The sequence below is a fragment of the Amycolatopsis roodepoortensis genome, assembly GCF_024628825.1.
Classification (GTDB): Bacteria; Actinomycetota; Actinomycetes; order Mycobacteriales; family Pseudonocardiaceae; genus Amycolatopsis; species Amycolatopsis roodepoortensis.
In genome coordinates, this window is the sequence record NZ_CP102415.1 from 7,184,637 (window position 1) to 7,206,574 (window position 21,938).

Sequence of the window (21,938 nt, forward strand, 5' to 3'; positions counted from 1 at the left end):
CTTGACCTCCACCGGGCTGGAGGTTGCAGGCTCGTCGTATGACGATCACTGGGGACGAGGCCAAGCCGAAGGGTGTGCTCTGGACACCTGAACACCGCGTGACCACCATCGGACTGCTGCTCATGGTCACGCTCATCGCGTTCGAGAGCATGGGCGTCGCCACCGCGATGCCGACGATGGTGGCCGATCTCGACGGCCTCGCGCTGTACGCCTGGCCGTTCACCACGTTCCTGGTCGCCAGCGTGGTCGCGACCGTCCTTTCCGGACGCCTCGGCGACCGCAAGGGCCCGGCGCCCGCGCTGCTCGCCGGTACCGCGTTGTTCGCCGCCGGGCTGCTCGTCGCGGGACTCGCGCACGACATGCCGCTGCTCCTGCTCGGCAGGGGATTGCAGGGCTTCGGTTCCGGCCTCCTGCTGGTCTCGGTGTCGCTGCTGATCGCGCTCACCTTCAGCGACCGCGAACGCCCGGTGATCTACGCCGCCAACGCCGCCGCGTGGGTGCTGCCGGCGGTGATCGGTCCTTCGATCGCGGGCGTGGTGACCGTGAGCGTCGGCTGGCGCTGGGTGTTCCTCGGGCTGATCCCGCTCACCGGGATCGGGCTCGCGCTGCTGGTCGTCGTCACGCGCAAGCTGCCGTCCCACGTACCCGGCGAATCCGCCAGGCGGGCGGGCGTCGTGCCCGCGGTGATCGCCGCCCTCGGTGTCGCCGCGCTCACCTGGGCGGCGCAGCATCCGTCCCTCGCGGCGCTGGCCTACGGCGGCGCCGGCCTGGCCGCGCTCGCGTACGCGCTCCGCAAACTCCTGCCCGCCGGGACGCTGACGTCGCGCCCGGGGTTGCCGACAGTGATCGCTTCGCGCGCGCTGATCGCGGGCGCGTACGCCGGGATGGAGGCCTATCTGCCGCTCACGATGACCGAGGTCCACGGCTACAGCCCCGCGCTGGCCGGGCTGCCGCTGACGGTGACCGCGCTGGGCTGGTCGGCGGGGTCGATGCTCCAGGGCCGCATGCTCGACTGGTCGCGCGAAGCGTCGCTGCGGACCGGGTTCGCGCTGGTCGCGGCCGGTCTGGCGATCTTCGTCTTCGTCCCGCTGCCCTCGTTCCCCGGCTGGATGGCGTTCGTGGCGTCGGCCGTCGGCGGCTCCGGGATGGGGATCGCGATGCCCGCGATCTCGGTACTGCTGCTCCGCTACTCGCCGGAGGCCGAGCGCGGGTTCAACACGTCGGCGCTGCAGCTCGGCGACTGGGTCGGATCGGCTCTGACCATCGGTTTGGGCGGTGTCCTGCTCGCTTCGCTGGCGTCGGCGAAGGAGCCTTCGGTGGCGATCCTGGTGCTTTCGGTGGTGCTGACCGGCATCGCGTTGCTGGGGGTGCGGCTGACCGGCCGGTGGCCGTCGGATATGAGCGCCGCCACCCGCTGACCAGGGTGGGCTTGGTCACGCCCCGGAGCGGGCTACCCTGGTGTAGCGATGACCTATCTCGACCACGCGGCGACCACCCCGATGTTGCCCGAAGCCGTAGCGGCGATGTCCGAGGCGCTGTCCACAGTGGGCAACGCCTCCGCGCTGCATTCGTCGGGACGCCGGGCGCGCCGCCGGGTCGAAGAAGCCCGCGAGGTGATCGCGGAGGCGCTGGGCGCCCGGCCGTCCGAGGTGATCTTCACCGCCGGTGGCACGGAGAGCGACAACCTCGCGGTCAAGGGCATCTTCTGGGCCCGCAACGGCGAGGACCCGAAGCGGAACAGGGTGCTGTGCAGCACCGTCGAGCACCACGCCGTCCTCGAGTCCGTCGAATGGCTGGAGCAGCACGCGGGCGCCGAGATCACCTGGGTCGAGGTCGACCAGGCGGGCCGGGTCACCCCCGAGTCGCTGCGCACCGCGATCGGCGACAGCCCCGAGACGGTCGCGCTGGCCACCGTGATGTGGGCGAACAACGAGGTCGGCACGATCAACCCGGTCGCCGAGCTCGCCGCCGTCTGCGCCGGGCACGAGATCCCGCTGCACACCGACGCCGTCCAGGCCGTCGGCGCGGTACCGGTCGACTTCACCGAAAGCGGCGCCGCGGCGCTGACCCTCACCGCGCACAAGCTGGGCGGCCCGTACGGCGTCGGCGCGCTGCTGCTCGGCCGCGACACCGCGTGCGTGCCGGTCCTGCACGGCGGCGGCCAGGAGCGCGCCGTGCGTTCGGGCACGCTCGACGTCCCCGCGGTGATCGCGTTCGCGACGGCGGTGAAGGTCGCGGTCGACGGCCGCGAGGAGTACGCCAAACGCGTCGCCGAGCTGCGGGACGACCTGATCGAGGCCGTCCGGCGCGAGGTGGCGGACGTGGTGCTCAACGGCGGCGAGGGCGATCGGCTGCCCACGCACGCCCACTTCACCTTCCCCGGTTGCGCGGGTGACAGCCTGTTGATGCTCCTGGACGCCAAGGGCATCGAATGTTCCACCGGTTCGGCGTGCACGGCGGGTGTCGCGCAGCCGAGCCACGTGCTGCTGGCCATGGGTGCCGAACCCGCGGCCGCGCGCGGGTCGCTGCGGTTCTCGTTCGGGCATACCTCGGCACCGGAAGACGTTGAAGCGGTTTCGAGGGAGATCGCGGGCGTCGTCGACAGGGCGAGGCAGGCGGGGCTCGCCGGAATGCGCAAGCAGACGCAGAAGCAAGAGGTGTGAGGAAGATGCGCGTACTGGCCGCGATGAGCGGGGGAGTGGACTCGGCGGTGGCCGCCGCGCGCGCCGTGGACGCCGGGCACGAGGTCGTCGGCGTGCACCTGGCGCTGTCGGCGAAGCCCGGCACGCTGCGCACCGGATCCCGCGGCTGCTGCACGATCGAGGACTCCGGCGACGCGCGGCGCGCGGCCGACATCCTCGGCATCCCTTTCTACATCTGGGACTTCGCCGAGCGGTTCACCGAGGAGGTCATCGAGACCTTCGTCGGTGAGTACGCCGCGGGCCGGACGCCGAACCCGTGCGTCACCTGCAACGAGAAGATCAAGTTCGAGGCGCTGCTGGACAAGGCGATGGCGCTCGGCTTCGACGCCGTCGCCACCGGGCACTACGCCCGTCTGTCCCTTGTGGACGGTGTGCCGGAGCTGCGGCGCAGCGTCGACACGGGCAAGGACCAGTCGTACGTGCTGGCCTCGCTCACTCCGGAGCAGCTGCGGCATTCGCTGTTCCCGCTGGGCGACTCGTGGAAGACCGACGTGCGCGCCGAGGCCGCGAGCCGTGGTCTTTCGGTGGCGAAGAAGCCGGACAGCCACGACATCTGCTTCATCCCGGACGGGGACACGAAGAGCTTCCTGGAGAAGCGGCTCGGCCAGCGTCCCGGGCAGCTCGTCGACGCCGAGACCGGCGCCGTGCTCGGCGAGCACACCGGCGTGCACGGCTTCACCGTCGGGCAGCGCAAGGGGCTCGGCATCGAGGCGCCGGCGCCGGACGGGCGGCCGCGCTACGTGCTCTCGCTGGAGCCGGTTTCGGGCACGGTGAAGGTCGGTTCCGCGCGGGATCTCGGCGTGAACGTGATCGAGGCGGACCGCCCGATCTGGCCGAGCGAGCGGCCGCTGGACGGCCCGACCGAATGCGTCGTCCAGGTGCGCGCGCACGGCGGGATCGTCGAGGCCGTCGCGGAGGCTTCCGGTGACTCGGTGACCATCCAGCTGCGCGAGCCGCTGCGCGGCGTCGCTCCGGGGCAGGTCGTCGTGTTGTACCGCACCGATGCCGCCGAAGGCGACCTCGTGCTCGGCAGCGCGAAGATCTCGGGGACTCGCTAGCCCCGTCCCGCATTTCGTCCTCTGGATGCGTTCCTTGCGCGTGCAACTACCGCATCCAGAGGACGAAATGCTGTGGGCGCGTGCTCATGGCCCCTCGATATCCCGCTCGAAGGCGTGTCGCGAAAGCCACTTTCGCGACACGGTGGGGTGCCATACCGCCGGCCGCCGCATCGAGAGGACCAAATGCGGCGGGGGACTAGAACTTCAGCTTGAAGCCGGTGTGCGTGGCCTCGAAACCGAGGCGTTCGTAGAACCGGTGCGCGTCCTCGCGTTTCACGTCCGACGTCAGCTGGACGAGGGCGCAGCCCCGCCGCCGCGATTCGTCGATCGCCCACCGCATCAGCTCGCCACCGAGGCCGGAGCCGCGATGGCTCGTCCGCACCCGCACGGCCTCGATCTGCCCGCGCAGCGCGCCTTTCCTCGCCAGGCCGGGGATGATCGACAACTGGAGCGTGCCGACGGCCTCCCCGTCGTCGTCGGCGACGATCAGCAGGTGCGCCGGATCGGCGTCGATCTGCTCGAAGGCCGCCAGGTACGGCGCCAGGTCTTCGGCGGAGTCCCGGGTGCTGCCGATCTGGTCGTCGGCGAGCATCCCGACGATCGCCGCGACGTCTTCCCGTCGCGCTTCACGGATGATCATGAGGCGTAGTGTCGCACCCCGTCGGTCTCGGCCGCGGTGAGTTTCCCTTGGGCCACCAGCAGATCCAGATGCGAGCCGGTCTCGAGCACGGCGAGCATCTGGTTGAACGGGTCCATGTCGGGAAGCTTGCGCTGCCTTCGCGTCCAGCCCAGCCGCAGCGCGACCTCGTACGCGGTCGTGACGTCCGCGGTGATCTCGGCGCCCATGACTTCGAGCCGGTCCCGGTGGTGCTCCAGCAGTTCGTCGACGCGGGCGTGGACGCTGCCGGTGACCGGCCCGTGCGCGGGGAGCATGCGCCGGTCCGGCATCTCGCGAACCAGGCGCAGGGAGTCGAGGTAGTCGCTCAGCGGCAGCTCCGTGGGCACCGGCTGGAAGCCGATGGACGGCGTGATGTGCGGCAGCACGTGGTCGCCGGAGAACACCAGCCCGGCTTCGTCGTCGACGAAGACGACATGCCCGTCCGTGTGGCCGGGCGTGTGCACGATGTCGAATTCGCGGCCGGGCACGATCGGGCGTTTGCCGGGGACGAGCCACTCGTCGGGCTGTTCCCACAGATGTGCCTCGGTGTGCCGGACACCGCCGAAGGCCTTGGCGAGTTCCTCCACGACCGGCCCCGCGCCGCAGCGTTCGAGCAGGCTGACCTGCGCCTCCATCGGGAAGCGGTCCGGATCGCCGGAGCGGACCAGCGACGGCTCCTCCCGTTTCCCGAGCCCGAGCGTGCCGCCGAATTCGCGGCGCAGTTCGACGGCGAGGGTGTAGTGATCGCGGTGCACGTGGGTGATCAGGAATTCGTCGATGTCGCCGAGATCGGCGCCGAGCGCCTTCAACCCGCGCGCGAGCCGCTCGCGGGCCGGCTCCAGCGCCCACCCCGAATCCACGAGGACCAGGCGGGTCCCGTCGGTGACGACGTAGACGTTGACCGCGCGCAACGCGTCGTGCGGCAGGGGAAGCGGGATCCGGTGGACCCCGGGCGTGACCGTGTAGACGCCTGGCTCGGCCCAGTCCCGTTCGCCGTCTTCGGGCAACGGCTCCATGGTGACCCTCCGTCCCGGACGCACTCCAGCGTGCCGCCTCAGTCACTCCACTTTGTGCCGCCGGAAGCCGGGTGTCCACTTCAGGAGTGTGAGACCCCGGTCACTCGCGGGAGACAGCTCAGCCCTTGTCGTCCTGCTTCAGCGCGGTGTCGATGGTCAGCGCCGAGGCCACCACCATCGAAGCCAGCGGATCCCGCAGCGGCCGGTGGATCTCGACGACGTAGTTGTCGGCGGTGGTGAACGCGGCCTTCACGAAACCGCCCCAGGTCTTCGTGATCCGCGCGATCTCGACGTCCGCCTCGTCCTTGATCGCGAAGTTCCACGCCCGCCAGTTCTCCGCGAAGATCCCGCCGACCTTCCGCCCGTCGACCACGAACCCCAGCCGGATCTTGCCGAAGACGTTCTCCTGCACGATCTCGCCGATCGGGGAGTCGTCGGCCTTCGTCACCAGGAACCGGGATTTGAACACCTTCGCCGGCCTCGTCACCTTCAGCACGGTGCTGTGGTTCGCGTCGCGGATCTCGAAGCGGTGGGTCAGGAACTGGTCGTAGTTCGTGAGCAGCCGGATGGCCTTCTTCAGCGTGCTCTGCCCGACCTGGACGACGCCGCCGAGGCGGTTGCCGTTCTGGTCGAACACCCCGAACTCGTTGGCCATCTCGATGAGTTTCGCGCGCTGGTTGACCACCAGCACGGGTTCGGAGAACAGCGTCCCGCCGCCGACGGCACCGCCGCCGCGGCCTTGGGTGCCCCTCGCCGCCTGCGCCCGGATCTTGGCGGGATCGTGCGCGCCTTCGACGTCCAGCTCGATCATCTCGGCGTCGTGCGACGGCCGCGTGTTCGCGGTCCAGGCCTGCCCGTCCCACCACCGGTACACCCGGGGGTTCTGCTGGTCGGGATACCAGCCGGCGGGCTGTGGAGAGCTCGTCATGGCAGGTCAGCGTAATGCGCTCAGTGCCGTCTCGGGCTCGTCGACGGCAATTGCGTCGAATGTCCGTGTCCTCCCGTGCCCCGCCTCCCCGCACACTCGGACCAAGGGGAGAATCCGGGTGTGAACGAACGACCTTGGCCCCCTGGCGCGGCCACCGCGATCGGTTCCCTTCCCGGCACCGATCCGGTCGAGGCCGCTTCGATCGTGTTCGGCGAACTGCCCGAATTCCCCTGTATGCCCGAACTTCCCGCCCGTGGCGTCGGTGCCGACATGATCGGCCGGACGGCGGCGCTGCTGGTCGATCTCGCGGTCGAGGTGGTGCCGAGCGGTTACCGGGTCGCCGCCCGACCGGGGCACGACCACCGCCGCGCCGTCGACCTGATGAACTGGGACCTCGACGCCGTCCAGGAGGCGCGGGAGAAGGCGGGCGCCGCGCCGCCCGCCTTCAAGATCCAGGTCGCCGGGCCGTGGACGCTCGCCGCGAACGTCGAGCTCCCGCGCGGGCACCGGATCCTCACCGACAAGGGCGCGCTGCGCGATTTCGCCGCCTCGCTGCTCGACGGACTGGCGGAGCACGTCGCGGAACTGAAGTCGCGGATCGGCGCGCCGGTGGTGATCCAGTTCGACGAACCGTCGCTGCCCGCGGTCCTCGCCGGCGACCTCCCGACGGCGTCCGGCTACGGCACCGTTCCCGCCGTGCCCGCCCCGGAGGCGCGCGAGCTGCTGTCGACGGTGATCTCCGGGGCGGAACGCGTCACCGGCCAGCCGGTCGCGGTCCACTGTTGCGCCGAAAAGCCGCCGATCCCGTTGCTGCGCGCGGCGGGGGCGCAGGCGATCGCCTTCGATTTCACCCTGCTGAAGGGCGCTTCGCCCGCGCAGCTGGACGAGATCGGCGAGGCGCTGGATTCCGGCACGACGCTGATGCTCGGCCTCGTCCCCACGACCGACCCCGGTGTCCCGGTGGAGCTGCGCGACGTGGTCACGCCCGTGTTCAAACTCGTCGACCGGCTGGGCTTCCGCCGCGAGATCCTCGCCGAACGGGTCGTGCCGACCCCGGCGTGCGGTCTGGCGGGCGCCACCCCCGACTGGATGCGCCGCGCGCTCACCCTCAGCCGGGAGGCCGGCAAGGCTTTCACCGAACCGCCTGAAGGCTGGTGAGCGGCGCGGTAGCGTGCCCGTCATGCGTTTGTTCCGCCGCTCCCGCAAGACCGAGGACGTTCCCGACCCCCGCACCGCCTGGCCGGAGCAGCCGGTCCCCGAGGACGCGGCCGCCGCGGCGGAGAAGTTCTGGGAGGCCTGGTTCGCGCTCCTGCCCGAGGTCAGTGCCGCGCTCGGCGATCGTGAACCGCATCGGGTGGAACACGACCTCTGCACCATCGTCGAGGCGCTGCACCCCCGGCTGCACTTTTCCCTCGATCGTGGGCACCGGGCGATCTACTCGCTGGTGCTGACCGGCCAGGAGGATCCGGAACTGCGCCCGTACACCGACGCGTGGAAGGCCGCGGCGCCGCCGGAGGACGCCATCTGGGAGTACCACGACTCGGTGCCGCCGGTCCCCGATCCGAGTGAGGTCACCGTCAACCTCGGCGAGACCCGGATCGCGCTCGCCGACGTGCGGGTGACCGCGAAGGTGGACGAATCGGCCGGTCGGGTGGACGTGACCGTGTTCCATCCGCTGATCGACGAGCTCGCGCCGGAGACCCGGACGACCATGACCTTCCTGCCGCTGGACGCCACGCTGGGTGAGCGGGTAGCGGCCGAACGCCTCGGGAAGGTCGAGCTGGTGACCGAGGCCCAGGACGGGCAGCTGACCCTGCTGGAACTACGCGAAATCGTCGGCGGGCTGTCCGGAAATGTCGGTACCCCCGACTAGGGTTACCCCCGTGAGCAGCGAACTTCCCGAAAACCCCGAGCCCGCACAGGACGTCACGGACGTGCCCGCCGACGTCCGTGAAAGGCATGCCGAACTGGCGGAGGAGATCCGCGGTCACCAGTTCCGGTACTACGTGCTGGATTCACCGATCGTGTCCGACGGCCAGTTCGACGAGCTGCTCAACGAGCTCCAGGCCATCGAGGACGAGCACCCGGGGCTGGTGACGCCGGAGTCGCCGACGCAGAACGTCGGCGGCACGTTCTCCACCGAGTTCGTCGCGCACGACCATCTCGAGCGCATGCTCAGCCTGGACAACGTCTTCGACACCGGCGAGTTCGAGGCCTGGGTCGAGCGCGTCCAGAAGGAGATCGGCGCGACGAAGTACCTCGCCGAGCTGAAGATCGACGGGCTCGCGATCAACCTGCTGTACGAGAACGGCCGCCTCACCCGCGCGCTGACCAGGGGCGACGGCCGCACCGGCGAGGACGTCACGCTCAACGTCCGCACGCTGGAGCAGGTGCCCGAGCGGCTTACCGGGACGGACGAGTTCCCGGTGCCCGCGCTGGTCGAGGTCCGCGGTGAGGTGTACTTCCGCGTCGAGGACTTCCTGGCGCTGAACGCGAAGATGGTCGAGGCGGGCAGGGATCCGTACGCGAACCCGCGCAACACCGCGGCCGGGTCGTTGCGGCAGAAGGACCCCAAGATCACGAAGTCCCGCAACCTCCGGCTGATCTGCCACGGTCTCGGCAAACGCGAGGGCTTCGAACCGAAGCGGCAGTCCGAGGCGTACGACGCGCTCGCCGCGTGGGGCCTGCCGGTCTCGCCGCACAGCAAGGTGCTCGGTTCGGGCAAGGAACTGCTGGACCACATCGAATACTGGGGCGAGCACCGCCACGACGCCGAGCACGAGATCGACGGCGTCGTCATCAAGGTCGACGAGGTCGCGCTGCAACGCCGTCTCGGCACGACATCGCGGGCTCCGCGCTGGGCGATCGCGTACAAGTACCCGCCGGAAGAGGCGATCACGACCCTGCTGGACATCCAGGTCAACGTCGGCCGCACCGGGCGGGTCACTCCGTTCGCGGTGATGGAGCCGGTGAAGGTGGCCGGGTCCACGGTGGCGATGGCGACGCTGCACAACCAGGAAGAGGTCAAACGCAAGGGCGTGCTGATCGGGGACAAGGTCGTCATCCGCAAGGCGGGCGACGTCATCCCCGAGGTGCTCGGCCCGGTCGCCGACGCGCGCACCGGTGAGGAGCGCGAGTTCGTGATGCCGTTGCGCTGCCCCAACTGCGACACCGAGCTGGCGTACCAGAAGGAGGGCGACATCGACATCCGTTGCCCGAATTCGCGGTCCTGCCCGGCGCAGCTGCGTGAGCGGCTGTTCCATCTCGGCGGCCGGGGCGCGTTCGACATCGAGGTGCTCGGTTACGAGGCCGCGGTCGCGATCCTGGACGCCGGTGTCGTGCACGACGAGGGAGACATCTTCGATCTGGACGAGGAAAAACTGCTCCAGGTCGAGCTGTTCCGCACCAAGGCTGGGGAGCTGTCGGCCAACGGGCGCAAGCTGCTGGACAACCTGGAGACGGTGAAGGACCGTCCACTGTGGAAGGTCATCGTCGGCCTGTCGATCCGGCATGTCGGCCCGACGGCGGCGCAGGCGCTCGCACGGGAATTCGGTTCGCTGGAACGGATCGAGAACGCCTCGGAGGAGGAGCTCTCCAGCGTCGACGGCGTCGGCCCGACCATCGCCCGCGCGGCGAAGGAGTGGTTCGAGGTCGACTGGCATCGCGAGATCGTCGAGAAGTGGCGCGCGGCGGGCGTCCGGATGGAGGAGGAGCGCGACGAGTCCATCCCGCGCAACCTCGAAGGCCTGTCCATCGTCGTCACCGGTTCGCTGAACGACTACTCCCGCGACGAGGCCAAGGAATACATCATGGCCCGCGGCGGGAAGGCGGCCGGTTCGGTGTCGAAGAAGACGGCGTTCGTCGTCGTCGGGGACGCTCCGGGCACGAAGTACGACAAGGCCGTCCAGCTGAAGGTGCCGGTGCTCGACGAGAACGGCTTCCGCGTGCTGCTCGAAAGCGGCCCCGAGGCCGCGGCCGAGCTCGCGCTGCCGACCGAGGAGGGCGCCGGTGAGTGACCTGGAGATCCGGCCCGCCCGCCCCGAGGAGCTCACGGCGGTCGGGGAGCTCACGCTGGCCGCGTACTCCGCGGAGCGAAGCCTGGTCGACGGCGTCGGCTACGCCGCGGAGCTCGTCGACGCCGCCAAGCGGGCGGAGCTGGCCGAACTCCTGGTCGCGGTGGACTCGGACGGCACGCTCGTCGGCACGGTCACCATCGCCCTGCCGGGCACCGAGTTCGCCGAGCTGTCCCACGAGGGCGAACTGGAGTTCCGGATGCTGGGCGTGCTGCCCTCGGCGACCGGACGCGGCATCGGCGAGGCGCTGACCAGGTCGGTCATCGCGCGGGCGCGGGAACTCGGCGTGGCGAGGGTGGTGCTGTGCAGCCTGGTCACGATGGAGCGGGCGCACCGGCTCTACGAGCGGCTCGGCTTCGTGCGGCTGCCCGAGCGGGACTGGGAGCCGCATCCCGGGATCACCCTGATCGCCTACGGTCTGAAGCTTTGATGAATTCGGCGACGGCGATCACCACCGCCGACATCCTCGCGCTGGAAGGGGCGGGCTGGGAAGCGGACCTGGGCGAGATGCGCGATGATCCCCCGGACCGCAAGTGGCTCGAGTCCCGCGAGTAACGCTGACTGAGCGAAGCTGTCCCGCGCTTGCGCCGAGGCGATCTTCGACTCGTGAGCTGACCCCTTCGCGGATGTCATGAAAGAGGGGCCGTTCAGGCCGAAAATGTTCTGAACGGCCCTTTCATGACATCCAGTGAGCGAAACTCGAAGGTCAGCTGTCCAGCACGACGGCGACGATCCCCGCGAAGTGCGCCAAACGCGCCACCTCCGCCGCCCGGAAGTTCGGCCCGCCCGGACGGGCGACCAGCAGCGCCTTCCCGGGCTTCCCCAGCGGCGTCGCCGCGAGTTCGGTCCCCAGTTCCTTCCACGTCTCCGGCACCCAGGCCTCCTCGGCGTCGAGGATGGTGGCGCGTTCCAGCGGCAGCCACGGCAGGTCGGTGATCGGCGTCTCGGGCGCGGCGTTGGACGACGCGAGCCGGACAGCGCCGGCCTCGGCGTGTTCGACGACGACGGCCCAGCCCGCCCGGATGATCCGTGGCACGCCTTCGGCGAGGATCTCCAGCCCCGTAGCGGGCGTCGCGGCGATCTCCTCGACCAGTTCGAGCTCGCGATGGGTGTCCAGCACCCCGGCGTACGGGCGGACGGCGTCGACCTCGACCCCGTCGACGCTTTCGGCGGCGGTGATGAGCGCGTCCGGCAGCCTGCCGGACGGGATTTCGACGACGAGGTCGTCGACGGCGACACCGCCGCCGCGTTCGACCACGTCCACGCTCAGGATGTCGGCGCCGACGGTGCCGAGCGCGGTGGCGACCGCGCCGAGGGTCCCCGGGGTGTCCGGTAATTGGACCCGGATCAGGAACGACACACGCGCCCCTCTCGCCTCAGGCGTCCCAGCCTCGCCGTGGAACGCGCTACGCCGGGCGCCGATTGTGACAGACCGGACGAGGTAATGGGGACCGACGTCCGGGGCGCGGGATAACGAACCAGGCACTCCTTACCCGACATGGGAGCGCAGGCCGCGGCATAACCCAGTCGAGTCCGCCGACGCCGCCACCATAGACTTGCAGCTTCCGACAGAACCCGCACAGCACACCCCGGGAGTCACCCGCGTGCCCAACATTTCCCGCGACGAGGTCGCGCACCTCGCCAAGCTGGCCAGGCTTGCCGTCACCGAAGAGGAGCTGGACGTCTTCGCAGGCCAGCTCGACCAGATCCTGGACTCGGTGGCCAAGGTGAGCGAGGTCGCAGGCGAGGACGTCCCGCCCACGTCGCACGCCGTGCCTCTGACCAACGTGTTCCGTGAGGACACGGTCCGACCGGGGCTGACCCAGCAGCAGGCGCTGGCCGGTGCGCCGGCCAGCGAAGAGGGTCGTTTCCGGGTGCCGCGGATTCTGGGAGAAGAACAGTGACGGAGGCGAACATGCGCGACAATCGCGAAGCGGCGGATGATCGCCGACCGGGTGCGGGTGCCCCGCATGCCACGGCACTCATCAAGCTGACCGCCGCCGAGCTGGCGGAGAAGATCCAGTCCCGTGAGGTCTCGGCCGTCGAGGTCACGCAGGCCCACCTGGACCGGATCGCCGAGGTCGACGACCACATCCACGCGTTCCTGCACGTCGACACCGAAGGCGCGCTCGACGCGGCCCGCGCGGTGGACGCCGACGTCGCCGCGGGCAACGCGCCGAAGTCCGCGCTCGCCGGTGTCCCGCTGGCGCTCAAGGACGTGCTGACCACCAAGGGCATCCCGACCACGGTCGGTTCGAAGACCCTGGAGAACTGGCTCCCGCCGTACGACGCCACCGTGACGCGCAAGCTGCGCGAGGCCGGTGTCGTGGTGCTCGGCAAGACCAACATGGACGAGTTCGCGATGGGCTCCTCCACGGAGAACTCCGCGTTCGGCCCGACGCACAACCCGTGGGACCACGCCCGTATCCCCGGCGGTTCCGGCGGTGGCTCCTCGGCGTCCATCGCGGCGTTCGAGGCCGCGATCGCGATCGGCACCGACACCGGTGGCTCGATCCGCCAGCCCGGCGCGGTCACCGGCACCGTCGGCGTGAAGCCGACGTACGGCGGTGTCTCCCGCTACGGTCTCGTCGCCTTCTCGTCGTCGCTCGACCAGGCCGGTCCCTGCGCGCGGACGGTGCTCGACGCCGCGCTGCTGCACGAGGTCATCGCCGGGTACGACCCGATGGACTCGACCTCGATCGACGCGCCGGTCCCGCCGGTGGTCGCCGCGGCCCGCCAGGGCCTGACCGGCGACCTCAAGGGCGTCCGCGTCGGCGTGGTCAAGGAATTCGCCGGCGACGGCTACCAGCCGGGCGTGCTGCGGTCCTTCGAGGCCGCCGTCGAGCAGCTGCGCGCGCTCGGCGCCGAGGTCGTCGAGGTCTCGTGCCCGAACTTCACCTACGCGCTGCCCGCGTACTACCTGATCGCGCCGAGCGAGTGCTCGTCGAACCTCGCCCGGTTCGACGCCATGCGCTACGGCCTGCGCGTGTCCGACGACGGCGAGCACAGCGCCGAAGAGGTCATGTCGCTGACCCGCGAGAAGGGTTTCGGCCCCGAGGTCAAGCGCCGCATCATGCTCGGCACGTACGCGCTTTCCTCGGGTTACTACGACGCCTACTACGGCTCGGCGCAGAAGGTGCGCACGCTCATCACGCGCGACTTCGAAGCCGCATACGAAAAGGTGGACGTGCTGGTCTCGCCGACCACGCCGACCACCGCGTTCAAGATCGGCGAGCGCGTCGACGACCCGATGGCGATGTACCTGGCGGACCTCTGCACCATTCCGTCGAACCTCGCGGGCAACGCCGCGATGAGTGTCCCGAGTGGACTGTCGCACGAGGACGGCCTGCCGGTCGGCCTCCAGATCATGGCCCCCGCGATGGCCGACGACCGGCTGTACCGCGTCGGCGCCGCCTACGAGGTCGCGCGCGACGCCGCCAACGGTGGCTCGCTGGTGCACGAAGTTCCGGAGCTGGGAGGCAAGAAGTGACCGCCGTGGTTGAGTTGATGGACTACGCCGACGTCATCGAGCGGTTCGACCCGGTGCTGGGCCTCGAGGTGCACGTCGAGCTGAACACGAACACCAAGATGTTCTGCGGCTGCGCCAACGAGTTCGGCGGCGAGCCGAACACCAAGGTGTGCCCGACCTGTCTCGGCCTGCCCGGTTCGCTGCCGGTCGTGAACGGCAAGGCGGTCGAGGGCGCGATCCGCATCGGTCTCGCGCTCAACTGCGAGATCGCGGAATGGTGCCGGTTCGCCCGGAAGAACTACTTCTACCCGGACATGCCGAAGAACTTCCAGACCTCGCAGTACGACGAGCCGATCGCCTTCAACGGCTACCTCGACGTGACGCTGGACGACGGCGAGGTCGTACGCGTGGAGATCGAGCGCGCGCACATGGAGGAGGACACCGGCAAGTCGCTGCACGTCGGCGGCGCCACCGGTCGCATCCACGGCGCCGAGCACTCGCTGCTCGACTACAACCGCGCCGGCGTGCCGCTGATCGAGATCGTCACCAAGCCGATCGAGCACACCGGCGGCCGCGCCCCCGAGGTCGCCCGCGCGTACGTGAGCGCCCTGCGGGATCTGCTGCGCGCGCTGGACGTCTCCGACGTCCGCATGGACCAGGGTTCCCTGCGCTGCGACGCGAACGTCTCGCTGATGGCCAAGGACGCGACCGAATTCGGCACGCGCACCGAGACCAAGAACGTCAACTCGCTGCGCAGCGTCGAGCGCGCCGTGCGCTACGAGATGACCCGCCAGGCGGCGATCCTCGCCGAGGGCGGTTCGATCAAGCAGGAGACGCGGCACTTCCAGGAGGCCGACGGCACCACGTCGCCGGGCCGCACCAAGGAGACCGCCGAGGACTACCGGTACTTCCCGGAGCCCGACCTGGTCCCGATCGCGCCGTCGCGCGAATGGGTCGAGGAGCTGCGCAAGACGCTGCCGGAGATGCCGTCGGAGCGCCGCAAGCGCATCCAGCGCGAGTGGAACCTGACCGACGAGGCGCTGCGCGACCTGCTCAACGTCGGCGCGGTCGATCTGGTCGCCGCCACCGTCGAGGCGGGCGCGACGCCGGACGAGGCCCGCAGCTGGTGGGTCAACACGCTGGCGCAGGAGGCCAACTCCCGCGAGATCGAGCTGGCCGAGCTGGCGATCACCCCGGCGCAGCTGGCCGAGGTCATCGCGCTGGTCAACGCCGGCGAGCTGACCAACAAGCTGGCCAAGGAGGTCGTGCAGGGCGTGCTCGCCGGCGAGGGTTCGCCGTCCGAGGTCGTCGAGAAGCGCGGCCTGAAGGTCGTCTCCGACGACTCCGCGCTCATCGCGGCGGTCGACGAGGCGCTGGCCGCGCAGCCCGACGTCGCCGAGAAGATCCGCGGCGGCAAGGTGGCCGCGGCCGGGGCGATCGTCGGCGCGGTCATGAAGGCCACCAAGGGCCAGGCCGACGCCAAACGCGTGCGCGAACTGATCGTCGAGCGAGTCGGTGCCTGAGCTCGCTCTGAAGAAGGTCACCTGGCGTGAGTGGCTCGGCCTCGCGGCCGGGTTGCTCGCGCTGGTGGCCTTGTTCCTTCCGTGGACGACGCTGACCGCCTCGCGCCCGGAGATCGAAGACGCGCTGACGACGTTGCCCGCCGACGACGTCACGCGCGACGCGTGGCACGCGGGTTTTCTCGCCTGGGCCCCGCTCTTCCTCCTGTTCCTGCCCGGCTTGGCCGTCGTGCTGTTCGGCCGCGTCGACGCCGTCCGCCGCGCGGGCCTGCCGCATCTGTGGCTGATGGCGGCCGTCGGCGCGCTGCTGCTGATGGTGCTCGGCTGGACCACCCTCGACTGGCAGTTCGATGCCGATCAGCGCGGGATCTTCTCCGCCGCCGGTATCGAGATCGGGACCGGGCTCGGCCGCTACCTCGGCCTGGTGGCGGCTGTCGTCTCCGTCGTCGTCGCGTTCCTCGACGTCCGGTTCCTGCGCGCGGAAACCCGCACCCGGCGTCCCTGAGCCCCCGTCTTCCCGTTTAGTCCTCTCAATGCGTGGGGTTGTGTAAGAAAGCGCTTTCTGTTTATAAGTCGTACTGGGTTCGTCCGGTCGTATGGTGATCGCCGACGGCGCCTGGGATCGCGAGCGCGTCGGGCACGACCTGGAAACGCACGACATCCGAGGAGCTCACCGTGTTCCCCTTGCCCGGCGGTATCGGCCTGTCTCATCTGTGCGCCTACGAATGGGAGGCCGCCGACGGCGTGTGCGGCGGCAGTCCGCATCTGCATCTCGCCTGCACCGAGGCCTACGTCGTCACGGGCGGACGCGGCGCGGTGCAGACGCTCGACGTCGGCGGCTACCGGGAGACCGAACTCGAAGCCGGGGTCGTCGCGTGGTTCGCGCCCGGCACGGTCCACCGGATGGTGCAGCGCGACGGGTTGCGGATCACCGTGCTCATGCAGAACAGCGGGCTCCCCGAAGCGGGTGACGCCGTCTTCACCTTCCCGCCGCCGCTCCTCGCCGACCCGGACGCGTACGCGGAGGCCGCCGCGATGCCCGAGGACGCCGACGCGGCCCGCCGCCGCCGCGATCTCGCGGTCGAGGGCTATCTGCCGATCCGGGACGCGCTCGTCGCGGGAGATCCCGGTCCGCTGAGGGATTTCCATCGCGCGGCCGTCGCACTGGTCGCGCCGAAGGTCGGCGCGTGGACGTCGCGCTGGCGGACGGGCGCGCTGGCCGCCGCCGAGCTGACCGGTGAGCAGTTGAAGGCGCTCGCGAACGGGGACGCGAGTCATCTCGAACGGTCGGGCGTCCGCGTCATGAGCCCGTCCAAAGAGGACGGTTATGGGATGTGCGGGCGGAGGGCCGAATACCACCCTTGACATGTGACCATTTGGTCACCTATTTTTGCCGCATGACTTCACCACGCAGGACCCTTGTCACCGTGCTCGTCGCATTCCTCCTCGGCGCGCTGTTCACCGCCACGCCGGCGTCCGCCGAAGAGGGCTGGCGCACCCACGAAGGCGCGATCAATGGTGCCGACTACCTGGTCAAAGTCCCGAAACGCTGGAACGGCACGCTGGTCCTCTACAGCCACGGGCTCTATGTGGAGAAGTGGGGGAAGCCGGAGCGGATCTGGCTGGCCACCAGACCCGAGACCGAGACCTGGCTGCTCGAGCACGGTTACGCGCTGGCCGCGTCGAACTACAAGGGTGTCTTCGGGCACGCGATCGAAGAAGCCTTGACCGATCAGATCGCGCTGCTGGACTGGTTCCAGGCGACCGTGGGCAGACCACGGCGGACGCTCACCAGCGGGATGTCCATGGGCGCCGTGATCTCGGTGAAGCTGGCCGAGAACAATCCGGGCCGGTTCGACGGTGTCCTGGCGCAGTGCGGCGAGTACGACACGAAGGGCACCTGGAACAGCGCGCTCGACATGCTCTTCGCGCTCAAGACCTTGTTGGCGCCTGGCGCGGACATCGACCTGGTCCGGCCTCGTGATCCGGAGGCCGCGCAGGCGGCGCTGGAAGCAGTGGTGGCCGAAGCTCAGAAGACCGAAGCGGGCCGGGCGCGGATCGCGTTGGCCGGCGCGCTGGGCACCATCCCCGGCTGGGCGCTCGCGCACGAACCCGAGCCGGCGGCGCCCGCCGACCGCCTCGCCCAGCAGGCGCTGTGGGTCACCGGGGCCTACCTGTACGGCTACGGGCCGGACGCGCGTCCCGAAATCGAGGGCCGGGCGGGCGGGAACCCGTCGTCGAACACCGGGATCGACTATCGGCGTCAGCTCGCCCGGTCCACCGGGCTCGACCTGGTCCGGCACGCGTACCGGGCGGGCGGCGTGGATCTGGGGGCCGACCTGGACCGGCTCGCCGCGGCCCCGCGGATTTCGGCGGATCCGCAGGCGGAGGCCTACCTGGACCGCTACGCCGTGGCGCGCGGCACCACGCCCTCACCCGTGCTGACCGCGCACACCACCGGCGACGGCGGCGCGGTCGCGGGACAGGCCCGGTGGTACGGCGACCAGGTCCGGCGCAACGGCGATCCCGGCCTGCTGCGGCAGACCTACATCAGCCGTGGCGGCCACTGTTCGTTCAACGCGGCCGAGGAGATCGTCCTGCTGCGCACCCTGTCGTCCCGGGCCGACACCGGCCACTGGCCGTCGACCGAGCCGCGACGGCTCACCGCCGCCGCGACCGATCTCGGACCCGCCTATCGGCTCGTGCCGGAACTGTTCGACCCGCTGGCCAAGGAAAAGGCGATGCCGCCGTTGTTCACCCGGTTCACCCCGCCTGCCCAGCCGAGGCCGTCCAGGTAAGGATCGCGCCGCGCCCCGGGAGGCACTCAGTCCTTGCCACCCCCGCCGGAGGCGGCCGACGGGGTGATGATGACGACGCGGTCGTCGCTCGAAACCGGGGTGCCACCGTCCTTGTTGACCGTCCCGGCGAGCGCGATCTGCGGATTGACCATGCTCATCGCGGACAGCCTGCCGAAGGTCTTCGGCGGCTTGCCGACCTTGCCGTCCATGAATACGTTCGGCTTGCCGGTCACCGCGCCGTCCGGGGTGACCGGCAGGTTCTGCAGGTTGCCCGCGATCGACGTGGTGATCGTGAGATAGCCGGTGGCGCCGACGAAATCCGCGCAGCCCGCCACACCGGGCCGGTCGGTCCAGCTCCAGGCCGGGGTGGTCAGCGGCTGGCCGCCGCGAAGCCGGTACAGGACGTCCTTGTCGGCCAGCCGGTCGGTCAGCCATACGCGGGAGCCGGTCTGGTCGCGGCAGATCCCGCCGGGGGAGTGCACGCCGGTCGAGAAGACCGCCGAACCCGGCGTGGGGTTGCCCGCCGCGGGTTTGCCCGACGTGTCGATGCGCAGTACCTTCCCGGCCAGCGACGCCGGATCGGCCGCCAGCCCGGGGTTGCCCGCGTCGCCGGTGGCGACCAGGAGCGCGCCCTTGGCGTCGGTGCCGATCGCGCCGCGGTTGCCGGTGGCGCCCTTGGGGATGCCGGTCAGCACCGGTTTCGGCGCCTGGCCCTTCGCCAGCCGGACGACCCGGTTGTCGGTCGGGGTGGTGATGTAGGCGAAGACGAGCTGGTCTTCGGCGAAGCCCGGGGAGAGGGCGAGCGAGGTGAGGCCGCCGTCGCCCGAGCCGTCCACGGGGACGGTCGCCCAGGCGGCCGGGTCCTTCTCCGCGATGGCGAGCACGATCCGGCCGCTCTTGCGTTCGCCCGCGAGCGCGCTGGGCGCGGTGCCGTCGCCGGGGATCGCGGCCACGGCGGCGACGGTGTCCAGGCAGGTCGCGATGACGGCCTTGTCGAAGTCCTTGCACCCCTGCGGCGGCGGGACCGGCGACGGCGTCTGGTTCGGCCCGTTGCCACGGCCGGGGCCGGGGTCGCCTGCCGCACCGCCGGGCCCGACCTGCGGCGGGACCTCGGGGGACGGCGGGTTGACCGGGGTGAACTTCTGCCCGGCGGCGGTGTTGTCGAATTCGGCGCAACCGGAGAGCATCAGCGCGCCGCAGACCAGCATGGCCAGCGGCGCGGTCCATTTCCGCCGGTACCGGGTACGCACGGGGCAAGCCTAGGTGGGCGTACGTGAGCCGCGGGTAAGAGCCTCTGGATACCGTGGTGATCATGACAGTGACCGTTCTCGTGCCCGACGAAGTGGGAGTGGCCGCGCTTTCGGAGATCGACGGCGTGCGTCCGGTGGTGTACCGCCACGGCGAGCCGGTGCCGCCCGAAGCCGCCGAGGCCGAGGTCCTCGTGACCGGTGACGGGCCCAGCGACGAGCTCTGGCGCGAACTGCCGAACGTCAAACTCGTGCAGCTGCTGGCGGCGGGAGCCGAGGACTGGATCGGCAAGGTGCCCGACGGTGTCCTGCTTTCGACCTGCCGCGGCGCGCACGGCGGAAGCTCGGCCGAATGGGTCGTCGCGGTCCTCCTGGCGATCTACCGCGGTCTCGACGGCTTCGCCGAGGGCCTGCGCCGGAAGCACTGGGAACGCCGGACCACCGACACCCTGCAAGGCAAGCGGGTCCTCATCATCGGCGCGGGCGACCTCGGCAGGCATCTGCGCCGGCGGCTGGAGACCTTCGACGTGCGCTGCACGATGGTGGGCGCGAGCGCTCGCGAAGGTGTCCACGGCACCGACGAACTCCCCGCCCTGCTGCCCGATCACGACGTCACCGTGCTCATGGTGCCGCTCACGCAGCACACGCGGGGCATGGTCGACGCGGAGTTCCTGGCCGCGATGCCGGACGACGCGATCCTCGTGAACGTCGCGCGGGGCCCCGTCGTGGTCACCGACGCGCTCGTCGCGGAACTCACGTCGGGACGGCTGCGCGCCGCGCTCGACGTGACCGACCCGGAGCCGCTGCCCGACGGACACCCGCTGTGGGACTGCCCGGGACTGCTGCTGACACCGCACGTCGCGGGCTCGGTGAGCGGGCGGCGGCAGCGCGCCTACGCGGTGGTGGCCCGGGAATTGAGCCGCTATCTGGGTGGGGAGCTGCCGAAGAACCTGGTCCACGGCGAATACTGAGCATCGTGGCGAATCTTCATGTCGGCTGCGCGATGTGGACGCACAAGGCGTGGGCCGGGCGCTTCGTCCCGCGGTCGCTGCCGTCGGGGGAGCGCCTGCGGGCGTACGCCGGCTGGTGCAACGCGGTCGAGGGCAACACGACGTTCTACGCGACCCCCGCGAGGGAAACCGTCGAGACGTGGGCGCGGCAGACCGGTCCCGGCTTCCGGTTCGTGGTCAAGCTGCCCAAGGTCGTCACGCACGAGAAGCGCCTCGCCGGCGTCGAGACCGAGATGCGGGCGTTCCTGGACGCGATCGAACCCCTCGGCGACCGGGCGGTCCTGTGGACCCAGCTGCCCGGCTCGTTCGGCCCGCCGGACGCCGACGCGCTCGGCCGCTTCCTGCGCCGTCTTCCCGCCGGCCTCCGGCGTGCCGTGGAGGTGCGGCACCCGGCGTTCTACACCGAAGCGACCTCGCTGCTGGAGGGGACACTCGCCGGCGCGGACGCCGAGTGGGTGCCGTTCGACACCACGGTGTTCTTTTCCAGCCCGCCGGTCAGCGAGGCCGAACAGGACGCCTGGGCCAAGAAACCCCGGCTGCCGCGGCGGACGCGGGCGCTGACCGACCGGCCGATCGTGCGGTACCTCGGCCGGGATTCGGCCGAGGAGACCGCGCGGGGATGGGAACCGTGGACGGAGGTGGTCGCGGGATGGCTGCGGGAGGGCCGGTCGCCGACGATCTTCGTACACACGCCCGACAACGACGACGCCCCGGCGCTCGCTCGCCGGTTCCACGACGACGTGCGTGCCCTGGTGCCCGGTCTCGACCCGCTGCCCGAGCCCGAACCGATCGAACCCGCGACCCTGTTCTGAGCCGCTCCGGCGGTTCGGTCGCCTGACGGGCCGGTTTCCCTTACCCTTCGCGCGTGAGCGATGACTACCAGACCAGCATGATCTCGGACGTGGCCGAACCCGACAACGGCCCGGCCCCGGTGGAGACCAGGGGCGGGATCGATCTCGGTCTGCTCGTCCTGCGAGTGGTGCTCGGCGTGACGATGGGCGCGCACGGGCTCCAGCATCTCTTCGGTGCCTTCGGCGGACCCGGGGTCGGCGGTTTCGCCAAGGTGCTCGGCGGCTTCGGCTACACCAGCCAGACCACGCTGCTTTCGTGGATCACCGGGATCAGCGAGGTGGTCGGCGGCGCGCTCGTGCTGGTGGGCCTGTTCACCCCGATCGGTGCCGCCGCGCTGCTCGGGGTCTGCGCGAACATCGTCTACGTCAAGTTCGGCGGCGGGTTCTTCCAGAAACAGGGCCAGGGCTTCGAGTTCGAACTCCTGCTGGCCGCGGCCTCGCTGACCGTGCTGCTCGCGGGTTCCGGGCGGATCGCGCTGGACGTCAACACCCCGTGGCGGAAGCGGCCGCTCTCGTTCGGGCTGATCGGGCTTCTGCTCGCCGCGGCCGCTTCGGTCGTGGTGATCGTCCTCTGCCGCTGACGTCTCGCATCGAGAGGACTAAATGCG

The 21,938-nt window shown here is 70.5% G+C and carries 22 protein-coding genes; 17 read left to right on the forward strand and 5 right to left on the reverse strand.

Translation table 11 applies throughout. The features are described 5' to 3' along the window. Positions 1–38 precede the first annotated feature (38 nt). The 3 genes from NQK81_RS34480 to mnmA are packed head-to-tail and all read left to right on the forward strand — an operon-like array spanning position 39 to position 3,760. Positions 39–1,418, forward strand: a complete 1,380-nt coding sequence (locus NQK81_RS34480) for an MFS transporter (protein ID WP_257484793.1) — start codon at positions 39–41, stop codon at positions 1,416–1,418. A gap of 48 nt (positions 1,419–1,466) precedes the next feature. Beyond that, positions 1,467–2,663: a cysteine desulfurase family protein gene (locus tag NQK81_RS34485; protein ID WP_257484794.1), complete on the forward strand. Its 1,197-nt coding sequence runs from the start codon at positions 1,467–1,469 to the stop codon at positions 2,661–2,663. Between the two features lie 5 nt (positions 2,664–2,668). After that, positions 2,669–3,760 (forward strand): tRNA 2-thiouridine(34) synthase MnmA, encoded by a 1,092-nt coding sequence (gene mnmA, locus NQK81_RS34490; RefSeq protein ID WP_126734513.1) that lies wholly within the window; start codon positions 2,669–2,671, stop codon positions 3,758–3,760. Between the two features lie 196 nt (positions 3,761–3,956). Here the strand turns inward: mnmA and NQK81_RS34495 are convergent, their stop codons facing one another. The 3 genes from NQK81_RS34495 to NQK81_RS34505 form a co-directional block, all read right to left on the reverse strand. Further along, on the reverse strand, positions 3,957–4,400 hold the full coding sequence (locus tag NQK81_RS34495) for a GNAT family N-acetyltransferase (RefSeq protein ID WP_257484795.1): 444 nt from the start codon (positions 4,398–4,400) through the stop codon (positions 3,957–3,959). Then, positions 4,397–5,434 carry an MBL fold metallo-hydrolase gene (locus tag NQK81_RS34500; protein ID WP_257484796.1) on the reverse strand — a complete coding sequence of 346 codons (1,038 nt, stop codon included), beginning with the start codon at positions 5,432–5,434 and terminating at the stop codon, positions 4,397–4,399. Before NQK81_RS34500 ends, NQK81_RS34495 begins: the two co-directional genes overlap by 4 nt. 118 nt (positions 5,435–5,552) lie before the next feature. Further along, positions 5,553–6,362, reverse strand: a complete 810-nt coding sequence (locus tag NQK81_RS34505; protein WP_192743014.1) for an LURP-one-related family protein — start codon at positions 6,360–6,362, stop codon at positions 5,553–5,555. 120 nt (positions 6,363–6,482) lie between these two features. Here NQK81_RS34505 and NQK81_RS34510 point away from each other — a divergent pair, with 120 nt between their 5' ends. Genes NQK81_RS34510 through NQK81_RS34530 form a run of 5 tightly spaced genes read left to right on the forward strand, consistent with a single transcriptional unit; the run spans position 6,483 to position 10,990 of the window. Continuing rightward, positions 6,483–7,520 (forward strand): methionine synthase, encoded by a 1,038-nt coding sequence (locus NQK81_RS34510; protein ID WP_257484797.1) that lies wholly within the window; start codon positions 6,483–6,485, stop codon positions 7,518–7,520. Between the two features lie 22 nt (positions 7,521–7,542). Further along, positions 7,543–8,235 (forward strand): hypothetical protein, encoded by a 693-nt coding sequence (locus tag NQK81_RS34515; RefSeq protein ID WP_257484798.1) that lies wholly within the window; start codon positions 7,543–7,545, stop codon positions 8,233–8,235. Positions 8,236–8,245: 10 nt separating this feature from the next. Then, a complete protein-coding gene (gene ligA, locus NQK81_RS34520; RefSeq protein ID WP_257484799.1) occupies positions 8,246–10,378 on the forward strand; it encodes an NAD-dependent DNA ligase LigA in 2,133 nt (710 codons plus the stop codon). Further along, on the forward strand, positions 10,371–10,865 hold the full coding sequence (locus NQK81_RS34525; protein ID WP_257484800.1) for a GNAT family N-acetyltransferase: 495 nt from the start codon (positions 10,371–10,373) through the stop codon (positions 10,863–10,865). The genes ligA and NQK81_RS34525 overlap by 8 nt, the downstream gene beginning before the upstream one ends. After that, positions 10,865–10,990 carry a hypothetical protein gene (locus tag NQK81_RS34530; protein WP_257484801.1) on the forward strand — a complete coding sequence of 42 codons (126 nt, stop codon included), beginning with the start codon at positions 10,865–10,867 and terminating at the stop codon, positions 10,988–10,990. The genes NQK81_RS34525 and NQK81_RS34530 overlap by 1 nt, the downstream gene beginning before the upstream one ends. Positions 10,991–11,141: 151 nt before the next feature. Here the strand turns inward: NQK81_RS34530 and NQK81_RS34535 are convergent, their stop codons facing one another. Continuing rightward, positions 11,142–11,795, reverse strand: coding sequence for an ACT domain-containing protein (locus tag NQK81_RS34535; RefSeq protein WP_126734505.1), 654 nt, complete (start codon positions 11,793–11,795; stop codon positions 11,142–11,144). Positions 11,796–12,039: 244 nt separating this feature from the next. Here NQK81_RS34535 and gatC point away from each other — a divergent pair, with 244 nt between their 5' ends. From gatC to NQK81_RS34565, 6 genes are all read left to right on the forward strand, one after another. Beyond that, positions 12,040–12,339 carry an Asp-tRNA(Asn)/Glu-tRNA(Gln) amidotransferase subunit GatC gene (gene gatC / locus NQK81_RS34540; protein WP_005162012.1) on the forward strand — a complete coding sequence of 100 codons (300 nt, stop codon included), beginning with the start codon at positions 12,040–12,042 and terminating at the stop codon, positions 12,337–12,339. Between the two features lie 11 nt (positions 12,340–12,350). Further along, positions 12,351–13,925 (forward strand): Asp-tRNA(Asn)/Glu-tRNA(Gln) amidotransferase subunit GatA, encoded by a 1,575-nt coding sequence (gatA, locus tag NQK81_RS34545; protein ID WP_257484802.1) that lies wholly within the window; start codon positions 12,351–12,353, stop codon positions 13,923–13,925. Then, complete coding sequence (gene gatB / locus NQK81_RS34550; protein ID WP_126734503.1) at positions 13,922–15,427, forward strand: Asp-tRNA(Asn)/Glu-tRNA(Gln) amidotransferase subunit GatB; 1,506 nt, start codon at positions 13,922–13,924, stop codon at positions 15,425–15,427. Before gatA ends, gatB begins: the two co-directional genes overlap by 4 nt. Further along, on the forward strand, positions 15,420–15,929 hold the full coding sequence (locus NQK81_RS34555; protein ID WP_257484803.1) for a hypothetical protein: 510 nt from the start codon (positions 15,420–15,422) through the stop codon (positions 15,927–15,929). The genes gatB and NQK81_RS34555 overlap by 8 nt, the downstream gene beginning before the upstream one ends. A gap of 170 nt (positions 15,930–16,099) precedes the next feature. Further along, positions 16,100–16,789, forward strand: coding sequence for a cupin domain-containing protein (locus NQK81_RS34560; RefSeq protein ID WP_257484804.1), 690 nt, complete (start codon positions 16,100–16,102; stop codon positions 16,787–16,789). Between the two features lie 32 nt (positions 16,790–16,821). Next, entirely contained in the window at positions 16,822–18,222 is a 1,401-nt protein-coding gene (locus tag NQK81_RS34565; protein WP_257484805.1) for a DUF6351 family protein, read from the forward strand. Between the two features lie 26 nt (positions 18,223–18,248). On the opposite strand, the gene NQK81_RS34570 is transcribed toward NQK81_RS34565, so the two are convergent. Further along, a complete protein-coding gene (locus NQK81_RS34570) occupies positions 18,249–19,472 on the reverse strand; it encodes a PQQ-dependent sugar dehydrogenase (RefSeq protein ID WP_257484806.1) in 1,224 nt (407 codons plus the stop codon). A 62-nt stretch (positions 19,473–19,534) separates the two neighbouring features. On the opposite strand from NQK81_RS34570, the gene NQK81_RS34575 reads away from it, so the two are divergent. The 3 genes from NQK81_RS34575 (at position 19,535) to NQK81_RS34585 (ending at position 21,911) form a co-directional block, all read left to right on the forward strand. After that, positions 19,535–20,440 (forward strand): 2-hydroxyacid dehydrogenase, encoded by a 906-nt coding sequence (locus tag NQK81_RS34575; RefSeq protein WP_257484807.1) that lies wholly within the window; start codon positions 19,535–19,537, stop codon positions 20,438–20,440. A gap of 32 nt (positions 20,441–20,472) precedes the next feature. Then, entirely contained in the window at positions 20,473–21,291 is an 819-nt protein-coding gene (locus tag NQK81_RS34580; RefSeq protein ID WP_257489908.1) for a DUF72 domain-containing protein, read from the forward strand. A 77-nt stretch (positions 21,292–21,368) separates the two neighbouring features. Then, positions 21,369–21,911 (forward strand): DoxX family protein, encoded by a 543-nt coding sequence (locus NQK81_RS34585; protein ID WP_257489909.1) that lies wholly within the window; start codon positions 21,369–21,371, stop codon positions 21,909–21,911. The last annotated feature ends 27 nt before the right edge of the window (positions 21,912–21,938 follow it).